17 protein-coding genes are annotated in these 18,238 nt (G+C 68.7%); 9 read left to right on the top strand and 8 right to left on the bottom strand.

Going from position 1 to position 18,238, the window contains the following annotated elements; genetic code table 11:
• The first annotated feature begins 97 nt into the window (after nt 1-97).
• Nucleotides 98-1,774, top strand: coding sequence for a sensor histidine kinase (locus AC07NS_RS14735; RefSeq protein ID WP_494604381.1), 1,677 nt, complete (start codon nt 98-100; stop codon nt 1,772-1,774).
• A gap of 181 nt (nt 1,775-1,955) precedes the next feature.
• On the opposite strand, the gene AC07NS_RS14730 is transcribed toward AC07NS_RS14735, so the two are convergent.
• From AC07NS_RS14730 to AC07NS_RS14710, 5 genes are all read right to left on the bottom strand, one after another.
• The gene (locus AC07NS_RS14730) at nt 1,956-3,074 is read right to left on the bottom strand and encodes a hypothetical protein (protein ID WP_494604379.1); all 1,119 of its coding nucleotides are present in this window, start codon (nt 3,072-3,074) and stop codon (nt 1,956-1,958) included.
• Between the two features lie 49 nt (nt 3,075-3,123).
• On the bottom strand, nt 3,124-4,476 hold the full coding sequence (locus AC07NS_RS14725; protein ID WP_494604377.1) for a lipocalin-like domain-containing protein: 1,353 nt from the start codon (nt 4,474-4,476) through the stop codon (nt 3,124-3,126).
• 159 nt (nt 4,477-4,635) lie between these two features.
• The gene (gene uvrC / locus AC07NS_RS14720) at nt 4,636-6,546 is read right to left on the bottom strand and encodes an excinuclease ABC subunit UvrC (RefSeq protein ID WP_494604942.1); all 1,911 of its coding nucleotides are present in this window, start codon (nt 6,544-6,546) and stop codon (nt 4,636-4,638) included.
• A gap of 19 nt (nt 6,547-6,565) precedes the next feature.
• Nucleotides 6,566-6,844, bottom strand: coding sequence for a type II toxin-antitoxin system RelE/ParE family toxin (locus AC07NS_RS14715; protein WP_494604375.1), 279 nt, complete (start codon nt 6,842-6,844; stop codon nt 6,566-6,568).
• Nucleotides 6,841-7,131: an antitoxin gene (locus tag AC07NS_RS14710; protein WP_494604940.1), complete on the bottom strand. Its 291-nt coding sequence runs from the start codon at nt 7,129-7,131 to the stop codon at nt 6,841-6,843. Before AC07NS_RS14710 ends, AC07NS_RS14715 begins: the two co-directional genes overlap by 4 nt.
• A gap of 61 nt (nt 7,132-7,192) precedes the next feature.
• On the opposite strand from AC07NS_RS14710, the gene AC07NS_RS14705 reads away from it, so the two are divergent.
• From AC07NS_RS14705 to AC07NS_RS14675, 7 genes are all read left to right on the top strand, one after another.
• Nucleotides 7,193-7,813 carry a TIGR02466 family protein gene (locus tag AC07NS_RS14705; protein ID WP_494604373.1) on the top strand — a complete coding sequence of 207 codons (621 nt, stop codon included), beginning with the start codon at nt 7,193-7,195 and terminating at the stop codon, nt 7,811-7,813.
• Between the two features lie 126 nt (nt 7,814-7,939).
• A complete protein-coding gene (locus tag AC07NS_RS14700) occupies nt 7,940-10,024 on the top strand; it encodes a multicopper oxidase family protein (protein WP_494604371.1) in 2,085 nt (694 codons plus the stop codon).
• A gap of 77 nt (nt 10,025-10,101) precedes the next feature.
• Nucleotides 10,102-11,811 (top strand): tyrosinase family protein, encoded by a 1,710-nt coding sequence (locus tag AC07NS_RS14695; protein ID WP_494604369.1) that lies wholly within the window; start codon nt 10,102-10,104, stop codon nt 11,809-11,811.
• Between the two features lie 43 nt (nt 11,812-11,854).
• Complete coding sequence (locus tag AC07NS_RS14690) at nt 11,855-12,280, top strand: hypothetical protein (RefSeq protein WP_494604367.1); 426 nt, start codon at nt 11,855-11,857, stop codon at nt 12,278-12,280.
• Nucleotides 12,277-13,095, top strand: coding sequence for a DJ-1/PfpI family protein (locus AC07NS_RS14685; protein WP_494604365.1), 819 nt, complete (start codon nt 12,277-12,279; stop codon nt 13,093-13,095). Before AC07NS_RS14690 ends, AC07NS_RS14685 begins: the two co-directional genes overlap by 4 nt.
• 348 nt (nt 13,096-13,443) lie before the next feature.
• The gene (locus AC07NS_RS14680; protein WP_494604363.1) at nt 13,444-14,205 is read left to right on the top strand and encodes a phosphocholine cytidylyltransferase family protein; all 762 of its coding nucleotides are present in this window, start codon (nt 13,444-13,446) and stop codon (nt 14,203-14,205) included.
• Between the two features lie 147 nt (nt 14,206-14,352).
• Nucleotides 14,353-14,796 carry a hypothetical protein gene (locus AC07NS_RS14675; protein ID WP_494604361.1) on the top strand — a complete coding sequence of 148 codons (444 nt, stop codon included), beginning with the start codon at nt 14,353-14,355 and terminating at the stop codon, nt 14,794-14,796.
• On the opposite strand, the gene AC07NS_RS14670 is transcribed toward AC07NS_RS14675, so the two are convergent.
• Both AC07NS_RS14670 and AC07NS_RS14665 read right to left on the bottom strand, forming a co-directional pair.
• Nucleotides 14,793-15,719 carry a phosphodiester glycosidase family protein gene (locus tag AC07NS_RS14670; RefSeq protein WP_494604359.1) on the bottom strand — a complete coding sequence of 309 codons (927 nt, stop codon included), beginning with the start codon at nt 15,717-15,719 and terminating at the stop codon, nt 14,793-14,795. The two genes, AC07NS_RS14675 and AC07NS_RS14670, sit on opposite strands and share 4 nt — an antisense overlap.
• Before the next feature lie 214 nt (nt 15,720-15,933).
• Entirely contained in the window at nt 15,934-16,668 is a 735-nt protein-coding gene (locus tag AC07NS_RS14665; RefSeq protein ID WP_494604357.1) for an SDR family NAD(P)-dependent oxidoreductase, read from the bottom strand.
• A gap of 85 nt (nt 16,669-16,753) precedes the next feature.
• Here AC07NS_RS14665 and AC07NS_RS14660 point away from each other — a divergent pair, with 85 nt between their 5' ends.
• Nucleotides 16,754-17,170 carry a winged helix-turn-helix transcriptional regulator gene (locus AC07NS_RS14660; protein ID WP_494604355.1) on the top strand — a complete coding sequence of 139 codons (417 nt, stop codon included), beginning with the start codon at nt 16,754-16,756 and terminating at the stop codon, nt 17,168-17,170.
• Here AC07NS_RS14660 and AC07NS_RS14655 read toward each other — a convergent pair.
• Nucleotides 17,167-18,231, bottom strand: coding sequence for a hypothetical protein (locus tag AC07NS_RS14655; protein WP_494604353.1), 1,065 nt, complete (start codon nt 18,229-18,231; stop codon nt 17,167-17,169). The genes AC07NS_RS14660 and AC07NS_RS14655 overlap by 4 nt on opposite strands.
• Nucleotides 18,232-18,238: the final 7 nt, after the last annotated feature.

The raw sequence follows: 18,238 nt of genomic DNA, 5'->3' as shown, positions 1-18,238 counted from the left end.
CATCCGGGACGGGGCGGGAGACGACCATGGCGGTGACGGGCGGGTTGAGCCATAAGGCGCCCGGCAACCTTCGGTCAGTCGTCGCGTAAACCCTCCCATGGCCTCCGTTCCCTCCGATACGTCCGCGTCCCAGCGGCGCGGGCTGCGCGGCTCGGTCCGCGGGCTGCTTGTGCTGCTGACCGTCAGCCTGCTGATCCCGGCGCTGATCGCCACGGCCCTGCTGCTCGAGCGCGCCAACAGCCAGAGCCGCGACCAGCTGGACGAGCAGTTGATGGCGACGGCCCGGGCGCTGTCGGGCGCCGTCGATCGCCAGGTGGCCGAGGGCGTGGCCGTGGCCGAGACCCTGGCCACCGACCAGGCCCTGCTGAACGCCGACTGGAAGAGCTTTCACGCCCGCGCCAAGCGCACGACCGCCAACCGACCCGGCTGGATCGTGGTCACCCGGCCCGACGGCCAGCAACTGGTCAACACGCTGGTTCCGTGGGGCGCGCCCCTGCCGCGCACCCCGCCGCCCGACTACATGGTCCGCGCGCGCCAGGAGGGCCGCACCGTCGTCTCGGACGTGCGCATGGGGGCCATGGCCAAGCGCTATGTCATCACCGTCGGCGCGCCGGTGGACATCAAGGGCGAGCCCTTCGTCGTGGCCTATGTGGTCGAGTCGGCCAGCTTCACCTCGGTGTTCCGCCAGCAGCGCGCGCCCGATCGCTGGGTGGCGACGATCCTCGACAACCAGCGCAAGGTGATCGCCCGCTCGGTGCGCAACGAGCGCTGGATGGGGGCGACGGCCTCGCCCGACATGGCCCGCAACCTGGCCCGGGCCAGCGAGGGGGTCAGCAAGAGCGTCTCGCTGGAGAAGGTGAAGACCCTGGTGGCCTACACCCGCTCGCCCCGGACCGGCTGGACCCTGGTGGTGGCCATACCGCGCGACGAGGTGGCCCGCACCGGCGTGTCGGTGGCGCTGGGAACGGCTGCGGTGTTTCCGCTGCTGCTGCTGCTGGGCATCGGCCTGGCGCTGTTCTTCGCCAACCGCATCAACCGCGAGGTCGCCGACCTGGTCGAGGACGCCGCGACGATCGGGGAGGGGCGGCCGCTTGGTCCCGGACGGAGCGACGGCCTGGCCGAGATCGCCGCCGTGCGCGAGGCCCTGGTCGCGGCCTCTCACGAGCTGGAGGCGCGCGAGGCCCGCCAGGCGGTGATGATCAACGAGCTGAACCACCGGGTGAAGAACAACCTGGCCACGGTGCAGTCGCTGGCCCGCCAGACCTTCGCCAAGCTCGACGCCGAGCAGGTGCGGATCTTCACCGAGCGTCTGGTGGCGTTCTCGGCCGCCCACGACCTTTTGACCCGCACTGGCTGGACCGAGGCCGACCTGACTGACGTGGTGGCGATCTGCGTGCGGGCCCATGGCGACCGCATCGACGCCGAGGGACCCAGCGTGACGCTGAGCCCGCACGTGGCCGTGTCGCTGTCGATGGTGCTGCACGAACTGGCGACCAACAGCGCCAAGTACGGCGGGCTGTCGGCGCCGGAGGGGCGCGTGGCCCTGCGCTGGAGCCTGGACGAGGCGGCGCGGCAGCTGCGCCTGACCTGGGCCGAGACCGGCGGGCCGACGGTCAGCGAGCCGGCCACCTTCGGCTTCGGCGCGCGGCTGATCGAGAACCTGACCCAGCGCGAGCTGAAGGGGCGCTCGCGCTTCGACTTCCGTCCCGAGGGGCTGTCGTTCGAGGCCTGGCTGCCGCTGGCCTCGATGCAGCGCTGGAAGAACGACTTCTAGGTCGGATCGACAGTCGTCCGATTGCCGTCCCCAGATCCGACTTTCCCCGCGAAGGCGGGGATCCAAGCTGGCTTTCAGGACGAGGCGAGGCCGTGGATCATACCCGAACTCGGTTTGGATCCCCGCCTTCGCGGGGATGCTCGGTGAAAAATCAGCTCGCGGTATCGGGTGCCGATCCCCTTTAGGGTTCGGGGACGTACGGCTCCTCGAGCGCGCCCTGGCCGGGGCATTCCCAGGTGCGCACCCGCTTGACGTAGCGCAGGTCGCGCAGGCCGGTGGCGACGACGCCGGCCACGCACAGGCTGCCTTGGCGGGCCAGGTCGCCTTCGTGTTTGGTCAAGACCCAGTCGGTTGGGCGGTCGGCGACGGTGACGGTCGCTTCGTAGTCCATGGGATTGGGATCGTCATGGTCATAGCGCAGCTCGGTCAGGACGGCGGGAACGTCCGCTTCCGACCGGGTCAGCCAACGGTTGGCGCGCAGCTGCAGCAGGTCGCTGCTGAACGGGGTCAGCACCAGGGCGATGATCCCGAGGGTCAGCAGCGTGCGGTGGGCGGCCGGTCGGCGCAGGCCGGCCAGCAGGAAGGGGGCGAACGCGACGCCCAGCCAGACGCCGATGCCCAGCCAGTCGATCTGGGCGTAGGTCTCGATCTGGCGGGCGGCGGCGACTTCGTTCTTCCAAGCGGCGATCGGCACGGCCGCCAGCACCAGGGCGGCCCAGCCCAGGCCGAGGGCCTGGACGACCGCTCCTGCGGTCGGCCCAAGAGCGGTACGTTCGGGCCACAGCGAGGCGACGGTGCTGATCGCGTCGCCGGCGGCGACCAGGTCGTGCTCGCCCTCGGGATCGTCCGGGCGCAGGCCGCTGGTCATGGTCGCCTGGACGCCGCTCTTGTCTATGGCGATGGTCTTGGCCCCGGCGTCGAGCAGGGCGATGACGGCGGCGCGCAAGTCCGGCTGGGCGCGGAGGATGTCGGCCAGGCCCGGGTCGTCGGTTCCCAGATAGACGCGGGCGTCGAAGTCGGGATCGCCGGTCTGGTGTTCGGCGGCGTAGCCGATCCGCTTGGCCAGGCGGTCGAAGCCGGTCTCGGCGAACAGCCTGCTGTGGCGCAGACCCCGGCGATAGGCCGACAGGGTGTTGGACAGGCGCATGCTGTTGCGCTGGCCGTCGAACAGGCCCGAACGCGCGCCGCAAAAGCCCAAGGTCTCGCCGCCGGGACCGGTGCCCGTCCAGTCGTGATTGCCCTGGTGCGTCCAGCGGGAGCGGAGCGGCGAGGAGGAAGCGGAATCGTCGGCCAGGGACATGGCTGCAAGCTAAGCTTGCAACCATGCGTTCGTCATCCCCGGTGAAGGTTCAGAGCGCCTGTTCGATCCAGCCGGTCCCGGAGGTCGGCTTGCCCTGGAAGGTGCCCTCGGCCGAGGCGATGCCTTCGTAGATCGAACCGGCGGGCAGCAGCGGGAACTCCTGGTCGGGAACCAGGGCCTTGAAGTTCAGCACCGCGTCGAAGCTGGCGATGTCGAGCTGGTAGTCGAGATAGTATTGGGTCTTCGAGTGCGGACTGATCCAGGGCCGATCGGCGATCATGACGCCCGACACCAGGTACATCTGGCCTTCCGGGTCCTGCAGGGTGACCTCGCAGGGCACGGGCTCGCCCGGCTTGGGCGGCTTGTTGGGGCCGTAGAGCACGTAGTGGTTAGACAGCGACCAGCCGTTGTCGAGCTGGGCGTTCTGCAGGTGCCACTTCACCGGGTTGGCGGCCGAGCCGAAGAAGCCGTATTCGTGGTCCATCCAGGTCTTGCCCGTGACCTCGAACACCTCGCCGTCGATGGTGATCGTGCCGGCGGCCGCGACGTTGGTCAGCGAGTAGTAGTAGTTGCCGGTCTGCAGGTGCGAGCCCCAGGCCGGCGGCAGGACCTGGCTGACGCCCGTGCCCCAGACCAGGAAGGGGTCGCCCTTCTGCGACATGGTCAGGTCGAAGACCACCTCGGTTCCGGTGGCGTCGTCGGTCAGCTTGGTGACCACGGCCATGTTCTGGGTCGGATCGCCCCAGGCCGCGTCCATGGTGATGAAGGTGTGGACGGCCTTGGCCGTCGCGCCCGAACCGGCGCCGCTGGGGTCGGTGATGGTGATGTCGGGAAGCGAGGTGTAGCCGCGGCCGAGGTTGGCGACCTGGATCGAGGCGATCATGCCGCCGACGATGACCGGATAGGCCACGGCCTGCGAGCCGCCGCCGCCCGACACCGTCACCACCGTGTGGGCCGGATCGTAGCCGGAGCCGGGGTTGGTCACCTTGACGGCGGTGAACAGGCTGCCGGCCTTGCCCAGGCCCACATGCCAGTCGCGGGCGACGTCGTGCTCGGCCCAGTTCGCCGGATCATAGCCGGCGGGCGTGTTGTAGACCGTGGTGGCCTGGTAGTGCTTCTGGTTCTGCACGTCGGTCAGCATGATCTGCGAGAAGCCGAAGGACGGCGCGCGGCCGGCGAATGACGCGGCGTTGATCTCGAAGCCGAACACCCGGTCGCCGGCCTTCAGCGTGCCGATGTGCCACCACCATTCGGTCGGCGCGTCGCGGTGCAGGTAGTGGTCGGCGGGCAGGTGGATCACCGACTTCGAGCGCGGAACCGGCACGGGCGCGGCGGTGTCGGCGCAGGCGTCGGCGAGCGGGCGCGCGAAGCCGCGGCCCCGCAGGAACGGCAGACTGGTCATGGCGATGTTTCCCCCAAAGCGGCTCCGGGCGGCGCGCCCGGCGCGCGCCGCATGTCAGGTTGCAGACATGTCCAGAGCGGCCGGAGGTTGTTCTCGGCTAACGGTGTTGTCAATCGCCGCCCAGGGTCGTTTTGGGCGGCGTCGTCGGGGAGAGGGGGATCAGCTCTTGCGGAAGAAGGCGTGGATGCGCTCGGCCAGGGCCTGGCTGACGCCATCGACCTTCACCAGGTCCTCGACGCTGGCCCGGCCCACGCCCTTGGCCGAGCCGAAGGCGTGCAGCAGGGCCTTCTTGCGGCCGGGACCAACGCCCTCGATCTCGTCGAGCGGGTTCTTCTTCAGGTCCATGCTGCGGCGGGTGCGGTGGGCCCCGATGGCGAAGCGGTGGGCCTCGTCGCGCAGGCGCTGGAGGTAGTACAGCACCGGCGACTTGGGCTCGAGCATGAACGGCGTCTGGCCGGGGATGAAGAACCGCTCCAGGCCCGCGTCGCGGTCCGGCCCCTTGGCGACGCCGACCACGGGGATGTCGTCGACCCCGAGATCGGCCATGATCTCGAGCGCCGCGTCGAGCTGGCCCTGGCCGCCGTCGACCAGGACGAGGTCGGGACGGTTGGCGTCGTCGCCTTCTTCCTCTTCCTTGACCAGGCGGGCGAAGCGACGCTTCAGCACCTCCTTCATCATGCCGTAGTCGTCGCCGGGCGTGAGCTCGGTGCTCTTGATGTTGAACTTGCGGTACTGGCCCTTCATGAAGCCTTCCGGCCCGGCCACGATCATGCCGCCCACGGCGTTGGTGCCCTGGATGTGGCTGTTGTCGTAGACCTCGATCCGCTCGGGCGGGGCGTCCAGCTTGAAGGCCTCGGCGACGCCGGCCAGCAGCTTGGTCTGGGCGCTGCCCTCGGCCATGCGGCGGCCCAGGGCCTCCTTGGCGTTGGTCAGGGCGTGGCCGACCAGGTCGGCCTTCTCGCCGCGCTTGGGCACGGCGATCTCGACCTTGCGGCCGCTCTTCAGGGCGAAGGCCTCGCTCAGCAGCTCGACCTCGGCCGGCTGGACATTGGCCAGGATCAGGCGCGGGATCGGCTTGTCGTCGTAGAACTGGCCCAGGAACGCAGTGATGATCCGCTGCTCCTCGGTGGCGCCTTCCTCTTCGTCCTCGGCCGCGCCGGTGATCCGCGGGAAGTAGGCGTGGTTGCCCCAGTTCTGGCCGGCCCGGAAGAAGAACACCTGCACGCAGGCCTGGCCGCCCTCGACGTGCAGGGCGACGACGTCGGCCTCGTCGACGGTCTCGGGGTTGATCTGGCTTTCCTGGGCGACGGCGGCCAGGGCGCGGATGCGGTCGCGAAGCCTGGCGGCGCGTTCGAACTCCAGGTCCTCGGCGGCTTCTTCCATCTGCTTGGCCATGGACGCCATGACGGCGCGCGACTTCCCCCTCAGGAAAGCCTCTGCCTGGTCGACCAGGGCGCCGTAGTCCTCCAGGCTGACCAGGCCCGTGCAGGGGGCGGCGCAGCGCTTGATCTGGTGCAGCATGCAGGGCCGGTCGCGTGTCTCGTAGACGCTGTCGCTGCACGAGCGGAGGAGAAACGCCTTCTGCAGGGTGTTGAGCGTGCGGTTCACCGCCCAGGCGCTGGCGAACGGTCCGAAATAGTCGCCCTTGATGGTGTGGGCGCCGCGGTGCTTGCGCAGCTGGGCGGCGTCGTGGTCGCGGCGGATGAGGATCTCGGGAAAGCTCTTGTCGTCGCGCAGCAGCACGTTGAAGCGCGGCTTCAACTGCTTGATCAGGTTGATCTCGAGCAGCAGGGCGTCGGCTTCGGTGCGGGTGGTGACGAACTCCATGGCCCGCGTGGCGTCGACCATGTGGGCGATGCGGTTGGTGTGGAAGCGCCCTTGCGCGTACTGCACCACGCGCTTCTTCAGGCTTTTCGCCTTGCCGACGTACAGCACCTCGCCGCCGTCGCCGATCATGCGGTAGACGCCCGGACTGTCGGGCAGGCGCGTGACCTCGTCCTTGATCAGGGCGGCGCCGGCGAGGCGAGGGGAGGCGTCGGTGTCGGTGGTGGTGTCGGTCACGAGGCAGATATAGGCGAGTCCGGCGGGTTCAGCGACGTTCGAGGCTGTGTCGGATGCGCGCGATGAGAATGACGTCGCCTTGAACCCGATACTGAAGAACGTAAGCGTGCGCGCCGAAGGGGACATAGAGCTCGCGCATGCCGTGACCTTTGCTGCGACCACGGTTCGGATGCTCGGTGAGAGAACCCGCGCTTTTCATGATGATGTCGATTGCGCGATCAGCCGCCAAAGGGGCTCGGTTCACAAGCCATCGACGCAGCTTGATGAGGTCTCGCTTGGCGCGAGGATCGAAAACAACCGACTTCATCCCGGTGTTTTGACCTTGGGGTCAGGCGGGGGGAGTTCGTTTTCGGTGTCCCAGGAGGCGACCCAGCGCTGGACGTCCTCGAAGGGGATGCCGCCTTCGCGCAACGTCTGGTCTGAATGGGCGCGCAGTTCCTGCCAGTAGGCGTCGTCGTCGGTATAACCCCAGTCCTGATCGGACATCACGTGAAGGGCGTCGATCGCATAGGTATCGACATCCTTGCCCTCGGCTTCGGCGGCGGCCTTCAGGCGGGCGGCGAGCTCGGCGGGAAGAGTGATGCTCACGGTCATGTTCACATGATGTTCTATTCGCGGTTTGTCGTCAACGCAGGGCGCCTGTATGACGCCGCCCATGACCACGCGCTCCCTCTTCGTCACCCCGCTCTATGAAGCAAGCCTCGCCGGCGAGAAGGGCTTCGAGACCTTCATCGACGAGCTGCACGACGCCTGCATCGCCGTGGCCGAGGATGACGAGGCCGGCCAGGCCTGGGCCGAGCGCAAGGGCTATCTGGGCTATACCTCCTACGCCTCGCTCGACGACCTGGCCCAGCGCGACAGCCTGTTCGCCGACCTCAAGAAGAAGCTCGACAAGCACGCGGCCGCCTTCGCCAAGGAGCTGCGCTTCGACCTGGCCGGCGGCAAGCTGGTGATGGACAGCTTCTGGATCAACATCCTGGATCCGGGCGGCCAGCACACCGGCCACATCCATCCCCACAGCGTGATCTCCGGCACGGTCTACGTGACCATTCCGGAGGGCGCCTCGGCGCTGAAGTTCGAGGATCCGCGCCTGCCGATGATGATGGCCGCGCCGACCCGCCAGGACGACGCGCCCGAGACCTTGCAGCCCTTCGTCTATGTGCAGCCCGAGCCCGGCACGATCCTGATGTGGGAAAGCTGGCTGCGGCACGAGGTGACGCCCAACCAGGCCGAGGAACAGAGGATCAGCGTCAGCTTCAACTACGCCTGGCGCTAGGCTTCTAAACCTGTGCGAAAGCGCACAAAAATTGTGACTTCAAGTTTATCGACGCAAGAGTACAGTTCTCCCAGGGGTTGAAGGATCGGGGAGGCTGCGATGGGCTATGCTCACGGGCGCTGGACTGTGCGTGGACGACGTCTGGCTCTGGCGACGGGGGCGGCGTTGGCCGTCGTGGCGCTGCAGGCCGCGAGCGCGGCGGCGCAGGACCGGGTCGTCGATGATCCGCGGGTGCTGGGCGCGCCGCTGCCCTCGAAGGAACTGGGCGCGGCCAAGCCGCCCGAGCCGCTGGCCCTGACCGGCACCGCCTCGAAAGACAAGAGCTACGTCATCGCCCCGGCCAGCACGGCCGAGACCGGCGACCGGCGGCTGAACCTCAACGTCGTCTACACCGACGGCCAGCTCTACAACCCGGCCAACGGGCGCAACGACAAGGTCCACCTGCGCAGCTACAACGGCACCGACGTCTCGGCGACCACGCCCTATGTGGCGCCGACCATCCAGGTTCGGCCCGGCGACACGGTGCGGGTGGCGCTGGACAACAAGCTGCCCGCCGATCCCAGCTGCACCGACCCCAACTGGCTGGTCAACGTGCCGCACTGCTACAACGGCACCAACCTGCACAGTCACGGCCTGTGGGTCAGCCCGACCGGCAATAGCGACAACGTGCTGCTGTCGATCAATCCCGGGGTGCAGTTCGAGTACGAATACAACATCCCGCGCGACCATCCGGCCGGCACCTTCTGGTACCACACCCACCGCCACGGCTCGACGGCGCTGCAGGTCTCCAGCGGCATGGCCGGGGCCCTGATCATCAAGGGCGACCGCAAGCCGACCCCGACCACCAACGGCGATCTCGACACCCTGCTCTACAAGGGCCGCTCGCCGATCCCCGAGAAGCTGCTGGTGTTCCAGCAGATCCAGTACGCCTGCCTGGACGCCCAGGGGAACATCAAGGTCAAGACCGACGCCCAGGGCAATGTGATCGAGTGGGTCTGCGATCCGGGCGACACCGGCGTCATCGAGTTCTACAGCGACGCCAACGGCAACGGCTTCGGGCCGGGCAGCTGGGAGCAGTCGGGCCGCTACACCAGCATCAACGGCCAGGTGCTGGCCACCCTGCCGGCCAAGCAGGGCGAGCTGGCCCGCTGGCGGATGATCCACGCCGGGGTGCGCGACACCATCTCGCTGCAGTTCGTGAAGATGGCCGACGGCGGGGCCGCGGCCCTGGACCGCCTGGCCGCCGCCGACGGTCCCAAGTTCCAGCAGACCTACTGCGTCGGCGAGCCGGTTCCGGTCTACATCGTCGCCGACGACGGCCTGACCGACGCCCAGGCCCGCAAGACCACGGTCGTCACCCTGCAGCCGGGCTACCGCAACGACCTGCTGGTGGTTTTCCCCAAGGCGGGGAACTACTGCATGCTCGACGCGCAGACCTCGACCGCCGGCACGGTCAACGGCGAGGCCGTCGGCACCCGCCTGCTGGGCAAGGTGGCTGTCGCTCCGGGCCAGGAGGTCAAGGACATCCCGGCCTTCGTGACCGCCGAACTGGTCGCCGCGGCCAGCGTCCAGATGCCGACCGACGTGCGCGCCAGCGTCGTGGCCGACCTCAAGGACGGGCTGAAGCTGACCCGCTTCGTGCCGCACCCGACGATCACCGACGCCGAGATCAAGGGCTCCAAGACCGAGAAGGTGCTCTTCAACATCGCCATTCCCGGCCAGAACACCAACATGCCGGTGCAGTTCGAGGTCGGCTCGCAGGACTATGCGCCGCGGCCCTATTCGCCGGACCGGATCGACCGCACCCTGGTGCTGGGCACGGCCCAGGAGTGGGAACTGCGTTCCGAGTTCGTCAGCCACCCGTTCCACATCCACGTGAACCCGTTCCAGATCGTCAAGATCCTGGATCCGACCGGCAAGGACGTCAGCGCCCCGGGGGCGGTCGATGACTTCGGCCTCGACGGCGTGGACCCGCAGTACCCCGGCCTGAAGGGCGTCTGGAAGGACACCCTGTGGGTCAAGAGCGCCCAGAAGGTCGAGAACGGGCCGTACCTGCCCTACACCCTGATCGTCCGTACACGTTACCAGCGCTACATCGGCGAGTACGTCCTGCACTGCCACATCCTGGACCATGAGGACCAGGGCATGATGCAGAACGTCCAGATCGTGCTGCCCGACGGCGCCGGCGGCGTCTCGCACGGCCACCACTGAGTTTCGAGCCTTCCGGCCTCCGGCGCGATGAGCGCGCCGGAGGCCGTCGTTCGCCATCAAATTCCGAGAGCCCTTCCATGACCCACGATCCCGCGGCCGGTCCGCATTCGTCCCTGTCGCCCTCGCGCCGCGCCTTGATGGCGAGCGGCGCGGCGGCCGCGCTCGGTCTGCTGGCGGCGGGGCAGGGCCAGGCCCAGCCGGCCGCCCCGACCAAGACCCGCTGGCGGCGCTGGAACGTCAGCAGCCCGCAGGGCCAGAAGGCGTTGCAGAGCTACGCCAAGGCCATCGAGATCATGCTGGGCCTGCCGCCGGAACATCCGAACAACTGGTACAACCACGCCCTGACCCACACGGTCGACTGCCCGCACGGCAACTGGTGGTTCGTGGTCTGGCACCGCGGCTATGTCGGCCTGTTCGAGCAGACCGTGCGCAAGATCAGCGGCGATCCCGACTTCGCCTTCCCCTACTGGGACTGGACCGCCGATCCGAAGGTGCCGGCGGCGATGTTCGAGGGCGTTCTGAACCCCAACAACGCCGCCTACATCCAGAGCCTGGACGCCTTCAACAAGGCTTTCGGCCCGGTGCTGGAGACGTTCTGGAACGGCCTGACCTCGGCGCAGAACCAGCAGCTTCTGATCCGCGGTCTGCGTTTCCCGGCCGACCTGTTGTTCGATATCGGGCCCAAGGGCGGGCCGATGTTCTTCGCGCCGCCCAATGCGCGCGGCTCGACTCCGCAGAACCCCGGCTTCGACACCATCACCAACAACGCCGTCTCGTCGTGGATGCTGAACGACGCCCTGTCGCCGCGCGACTTCATCGGCTTCGCCAGTTCCAAGTCGAACTACCACAGCAGCATCACCGGCTTCGGGGTGATGGAAGGTCAGCCGCACAACAAGGTGCACAACTGCGTCGGCGGCATCTGGACCGACGACGACGGCAACACGACCGACAAGGGCGGCTTCATGCAGTCGAACCTGTCGCCGGTGGACCCGCTGTTCTTCCTGCACCACGCCAATATCGACCGCATCTGGGACGTCTGGACGCGCAAGCAGCAAGCCTTCGGCTATCCCACCCTGCCGGCCAACAACCCGAGCTATGTCGACCCCAAGGGCGACCTGGTGCGCTGGCAGACCGAGCCGTTCCTGTTCTTCACCGACGCCGACGGCAAGACGCTGCCGCCCGAACAGCAGAAGGCCCAGGCCTACCAGACGATCGGCGCGTTCGATTACGACTACCAGCCCGGCTCCGGCGAGAACGTGGTGCCCAAGCTCGGCGCGCCCAAGCTGAAGGCCGCCGCCACGGCGCCGGCCCGCTACGCCGCCAAGCTGAAGACCCCGGGCGTCGGCAGCCTGGGGGGCGGCGACGTGGCCGTGCCGGCCGCCGTCCTGGCCCAGGCCGCCAAGCCCGAGGGAACCAGCCTGCTGGCCACGATCACCATCGACCTGCCGCCGTTCGAGCACGGCGCCGGCCTGGCGGTGGTGATCAACACGCCCGAAGGGGCGGCGGTGGAGCCGGATGCGCCGGGTTTCGTGACCACTCTGTCGATGTTCGGTCGTCACCTGGTGACCCGGCCGGTGACCTTCACCGTCCCGCTGTCGCAGTCGCTGGCCAAGCTCGCCAAGGCGCGCGGAACGCTGGCGGCGGCCGCGCCGTCGGGCCTGAACATCCGGGTGGTGCGCCTGTCGGGCAAGCCGCTGCTGTCGGCCGGGCCGCACGCCCACCATGGCGACGCCGGCGCGACCAACGCCACGCCGCAGGTGCTGGACATCGTCGTCCACACCCAATGAAGGCGCGCCCGGTGACGCAACGCTTCAGCAGGGGAGGATCCCGATGACGTTCGACGGCAAGTGGACCTATCGCAGCTACCTGAACAATCCCGAGCTGGTGGACGGAAACGCCCAGACCGCGCTCAGCCTGATCTGGGGCGAGGGGGTGTTCACGTTCGAGAGCCCGGAATGGTGCTCGCTCATTGGCACGCTCGACATGGGCGGCGGCTACGTGCTGGACCTCAAGGGCCACATCCTGCGCGAGGGGACGGGTCCCGAGGCCCTGGTGATCAACGGCTACGGCCGTGACGGCACGCCGACCGCCGGCTGGGAGTACGACTATCACTGCTGGCCGGGCTACACTTGGCCCGACGGTGTGGATCAGGTGCCGTCGCTGGTGGGCACGGTGGTGCGCGCCAAGCCGCACAACGGCGAGCCGGCCGGGGTGGTGGCCTCGTTCATCGCGGTGTCCCAGGCGGTGTCGCAATGAGCGACGCGCGCCTCGCGGCCCCGCCGCAGCCTGACCTGCCGCCGTTCACGGTGGGCATCGTGCTCTATCCGGGCGTCGACATCCTCGACGTCTCCGGCCCGCACGAGGTGTTCGGCTTCTTCGACGCCTCGGTGATCGGCCGGACCAGCCAGGTGGCGGTGGTGGCCGCCACCACCCAGCCGATCCAGACCTCCGGCCCGCTGAAGGTGGTGGCCGAGTACGACTTCTACTCGTGCCCGCATCTCGACATGCTGTTCGTGCCGGGCGGCGGAAACGGCCTGCAGGAGACGATCGGCGACAAGGATCTGCTGGCCTTCCTGGTCGAGCGGGCCAAGACGGCGACCTATGTGGTCTCGGTCTGCACCGGCGGGCTCATCCTGGCCTCGGCCGGCCTGCTGGACGGCTATCAGGCGACCACCCACTGGGCCTTCATCGACTGCCTGAAGCTGTTCCCCGAGGTGACCGTGGTCAACGGCTGCCCGCGCTGGGTGAAGGATCGCAACCGCGTCACCGGCGGCGGCATCTCGTCGACGGTCGACGAGTCGCTGTTCATGGTCCAGACGATCGTGACCGACCTGGCCGGCGGGCCGGACGCGGCCGACAAGGCCGCCCTGGCGACCCAGAAGGTGCAGCTGTCGATCCAGTACCATCCCGATCCGCCGTTCACGGGGGGCGATCCGTGCTCGGTCGACTATGCCGTCTACGAGCCGGTCAACGCCGGCATGACGGATTTCCGCGCCAGCATCGACGAGGCCATCGAAAAGCGGCTGCATCCGACGGTGGCGGCGAAGGTCGGGGCGACGGTCGAGGCGTAACGGAGCCTGAGGTCGCCTGAGGTTCAACCTCCTCCGAGCATCCCCGCGCAGGCGGGGATCCAAGCCGAGGTGGCGGGGAGACCACGGCCACGCCTCATCCGGAACGTCAGCTTGGGTCCCCGCGTGCGCGGGGATGGGCGGATTTTAAACTGTCCGCTCGGTCTTCAGTCACCGAACCTGCGCCGCGCCCCCGGCGCACATTGTCGCAAATCGGCCTTTTGCGGGACGTCGGGCCTTGCCGCGGCTATGGTCGCGACCAATTTGCGCTGGTAAGGCTCGCTTCGAGTCGCTTCCTCGCCCTTTTCGTTCCGCCTTCGCCGCCTCGCGCGGCGCGTTCGAGTTTCCCGCATGCAGTCGCCGGTCAAAGCCATCATCCTCAGCGCCGGGCAGGGCAAGCGCCTGTCGCCGCTGACCGACACCCGGCCCAAGTGCCTGGTCGAGCTGTCGGGCCGCTCTGTCCTGGAATGGCAGATCCGCCACCTGCACCGCGCCGGCGTCACCGAGGTGGTCGTGGTCACCGGCTTCGCCGCCGACCTGGTCGAGGCCGAGCTGGCCAAGCTGCGCCTGCCGGGCCTGACCGTGCGCACCCTGTTCAACCCGTTCTACAGCGTCAGCGACAACCTGGCCTCGGTGTGGATGGCGCGCGCCGAGATGCAGGGCGCGTTCCTGCTGCTGAACGGCGACACCCTGTTCGAGCCGGCCATCGCCGAGCGCCTGCTGTCGGCGCCGTCCGCGCCGATCACCGTCACCATCGACCGTAAGGCCGGCGGCTACGACGCCGACGACATGAAGGTGCGCACCGACGGCGACGCCTTGCGCGAGATCGGCAAGACCATCACCACCTACGACGCGGAGTCGATCGGCTTCCTGCGCTTCGAGCCCGAGGGCGCGGCGCTGTTCACCGACATTGTCGAGCGCGCCCTGCGCACGCCCGAGGGCCTGCGCCGCTGGTACCTGTCGGCCATCGACCAGATCGCCCGCGCCCACGACGCCGTGGCCGTGCGCTCGATCGAGGGCCTGGACTGGGCCGAGATGGACTTCCCCGAGGACCTGCCCAAGAACCGCGAACTGGCGGAAGCCTGGACGGCGGCCGAGGCGACCCCGGCCTGAAACGGCGAGGCGGCGCCCGCTCTTTCGGCAGGCGCGCGATCTCCAACATTGGGGCGGCTTTAGTCGTTCCTCCCAAGAATGTGTCATGCGCCAATGCGATCATAGGTTGCGCAAAATCGTCGCGCGACCACGGATCGAGGACGCGCCATGCCCGACGCCACCACCCTCAAGCTGACGGTCTACAAGCCCGACATCCTGGCCGACGGCCAGGTGGGCTTCGACTATGAACTGGCCCTGGTCGTCGCCGACGAGAAGGCCGACCTGCTGACGGCCGCCTGCGCCGCGCCGGAGGCCGCATCCACCGCGCGGTGCGAGGTGCTTCCGGTGACGGGGACGCTGTCGTTCCCCAACCCGGCCGCGCCGGTGATCTCGCCGTTCACGGGGCTGCTGTTCATCTACGATAACGCCCCGGCCATCGGCTTTCCGTTGTCGATCATGGCCCAGAGCACCAGCGACGAGCTGCTGCAGTTCAGGCTGAACCTGTGCTTCCCGTCGGTGTCGACCGACCCGCTGTCGGGCTCGATCGTGTTCGGCGACTGGCCGGGCCCGCTCAGCAACGTGGCGGCCAGCTTCCTGTCGGCGCGGAGCTAGGGGGAGGGGGCGTCCAGCACCCGCACGCCCAGCTGGTTGGCCACCGGCCGCTCGCGGCCGGGCACGCCGGTGTGGATCGGCGAGTTCAGCACGCGCGGGCGGCCAAAGCCGTCGTCCACGGCCAGGGTGGTCGAGCCGCCGCCGTCCAGGTTGATGGCGTCGGCCGCGCCCAGGTCGCGGAAGAAGGCGGTCAGCTCGGCCAGGGTCGCGCCCTCGCTGATCACGGTCTGGCGGCCGTCGACCACCACCAGCCAGCCGGTGCGGCCGTCGGCCGAAACGCCCAGGGCGGTGCGCGGATGGCGGTCGGCGGCGTATTTCGGCCCCGCGTGCTTGAACGACTGCTCGGCCCCGTCGACCAGCAGCACTGGCCCGGCGGCCACCGCGTCGACCACGTCCCAGCGGCAGGTGTGGCCCGAGCGGATCTCGACGAACGAGGGGTGGATGCAGAGGATGGCGTTAACGCGCGGATCGACCTCCGGAACCTCCGGCGGGGCGACGACGGCGCCGGCGACGATCACCTTGCCGACCGGGTCGACGTGCTGGCCGGCGTGGGGCACGAAGTCGTCGCCGCCGCGCGCGCCGGGCTTGAAGGGCGTGAAATAGCTGGCGTTGACGGCCAGCAGGGCGCCCGAGGCGGTCACGAAGTCCGAGGTGGTGCGGGCGTGATACTGGCCGGCTCCGTCATTGGGCGGCGAGACGAACAGCTGAACCTTGGGATTGGCCAGGTCCAGCCGCACGACGTGGAACACCTGCCGCAGCGGGTTCTCGCGCGTCTCGCTCCAGTAGGTGACGCCTTCGGAGAGGGTGCTGGTCTCGCTGCGGCCGAAGGCCGTCTGCGGCGTGGCGGGGATATGGACGCTGGCGCAGGCGGACAGCAGCAGAAGACCGCCGATAGCGGCGGCGCGCACGAGAGACTGGAACACGGACAAGCTTACGAGACTGTGGATCGGCCCCGTCACGCCGTGGGCGGACGGTTTCCCGCCAGATAGGCCCGCCGCTGCGTCCTGGAAAGGCTTACTGTGAGTGAAATCGCCGAAAACCTTTGGTTTTCAAGGTGATGTTCGCCAGTCGGGCGAGTCTTGCGGCGTCGAGGGCTTCGGTGCGGCCGAAGCCCTCGGGCTCATGTGGCGGACGGCCTCAGACCTGGGCCAGGCCGCCGTCGACGAAGACCTCGCCGCCGGTCATGAAGCTGCTGTCCGACGAGGCCAGGAAGGCGGCCACCGCGCCCGTCTCGGACGGATCGCCCAGGCGCCCGATCGGGGTCATGGCGCCCAGCGCGCCGAAGGCCTCCTCGCCGACGATCTCGAGCGCCAGTTCGGTGCGGGTCGGTCCCGGCGACAGCACGTTGACGCGCACGCCCGTGCCGCGCAGGTCCTGCGCCCAGCTGCGCGCCAGATTGCGGATGGCCGCCTTGGTGGCGCTGTAGATGCTGAAGGCCGGCGTGCCCATGACGCCGGTGCTGGAGCCGGTGAGGATGATCGACCCGCCTTCCTTCATCAGCGGCAGGGCCTTCTGCACCGTGAACACCAGCCCCTTCACATTGACGTCGAAGATCTGGTCGTAGTGCTCGGGCGTGATCTCGCCCAGCGGGGCGAACGAACCGGTCCCGGCGTTGGCGAACAGGACGTCGAGCCCGCCGCGTTCGGCTTTCACCGTCTCGTACAGCCGATCGAGATCGGAAAGGTCGGTGACCGAGCCCCTGACGGCGCGGGCCGAGGACCCGAGCTGGGCCACGGCGGCGTCGAGCTGCTCCTGTCGCCGCCCGAACAGATAGACGAACGCGCCTTCCTCGACGAACCGCTTGGCGGCGCCGAGTCCGATGCCGGTTCCGCCGCCCGTGATGACCGCGGTCTTGCCTTTGAGCCTGCTCATGATGTGCTCCTTCAATGAGGTTGCACAGAGCTGGCGACCTACCCACCTATCGACAAGTATGCACCTTTTGGTAAGTGCCTAAGAAATGTCGTCGAACCCTTCGAACCCCGCCCCGCCGCAGGCTCAGACCTGCACCCCGACGCTGCCGGGCTTCACCTGCGGCCTCGACGCCACGCTGCGGGTGGTCGCCGGCAAGTGGAAGCCGCTGATCCTCTACTTCCTCGCCCAGGGCGGGCCGACCCGCTACGGCGAGCTGCGCCGCGCCGTGCGCGACGTCAGCGACAAGATGCTGATCCAGCAGCTCAAGGAGCTGGAGGCCGACGGCCTGGTGAAGCGCACCGACTACAAGGAAGTGCCGCCGCGGGTGGACTACAGCCTCACGCCCTTGGGCGTCAGCCTCGCGCAGGCGCTCGTGCCGCTGTGCGCCTGGGGCGAGGAGAACATGGCCGAGGTCACCCGGGTGTTCGCCCAGCGCGAGGCGTTGAGCGTGGCGAGGGGCTAGCGTGGTTCACGGCTGATGGTGAAATCGGCGAATGGCGAGGCGGCCAGTTCGCGGCCGATCACCTCGGCGGCCAGCCTGTAGTCGACCACCAGGCAGAAGGCTTCCATCGATCCCGAGCCGCTGGAGCCGCCGTCGCAATGGCCTAGGCCCAGCCAGCCGGTGACCTCATCGAGGAAATCCTCCAGGGCGTGGCGGCGCTCGAGGTCTTTGGTCGAGCCCATGCCGTCGATAGGGATGCTGACCAACAGGCCGGCCATCCGCGATTCCGTGATCGCCTTGAAACCATCGGCGCGGGCGGTGGCGGCGATGCGCTCCACGATCTTGCGCTGGGCGCGGGCGTCGGCGGCGGGGTGTTCGACGACCTCGCCGCGTTCGCCGCACGGACCGAAGTGCTCGACCACCGTCTCGCCGTCGACCCACGCCTCGCGATAGTGCAGGCGTCTGTCGATGCGCTTGTGCAGCTTGATCGTCGCGACGGGTTCTTCGGCCGGACTGAAACGCGCCAGATAGGCGGCGATGTCGGCCGGCTGCACCTCGACCGGGGGATTCGTCAGGAGCGAGGCCATGGCGGCCAGCGGCGGCTTGAAGCCGATGGATTGTATCCCACCCTCGGCCGTCGCGTGCACGTAGATCGGCTTCAGGGCCGCCGGGTTCTCTGGCGGAGAGGCTTTGAGGGCTTGGGTCGCGCGGTCGATGGCGGCGGTCATGGCGTCGCGCTCGGCCTGGGTGATCCGGGTCTTGTGGACGGCGGCCAGAGCGGCCCTGGCCGCCGTGGCCACGGCTTCGACGCGGTCGGGCCAGCTGTCGCCGATCCAGGCGTCGTAGTCGAGGCCGGCGCTGGCGATGAAAGTCTGGTCGTCGCTCGAGAGAGTGCCGCTGCCCTTGTGGCGCGTGGACGAGGCGGGGTGGTCGACGCCGAAGCCGAGGCAGAGCTGGTCGATGTGCGCGAAAGGCGCGGCCGTCTCGCAATCGGCGATCAGGAGCGGGGCGAAGGCGTCGACCGTCTCGCCGATGGCTTGTGTGTCAGGATAGCCCCAGAATATCCGCATGGTGACGCGCATGGTTCCC

It is taken from the genome of Caulobacter sp. GW821-FHT10A10, from assembly GCF_059415745.1.
The sequence above is the reverse complement of the archived record's forward strand: the minus strand, read 5'-3'. Positions and strand labels throughout refer to the sequence as shown.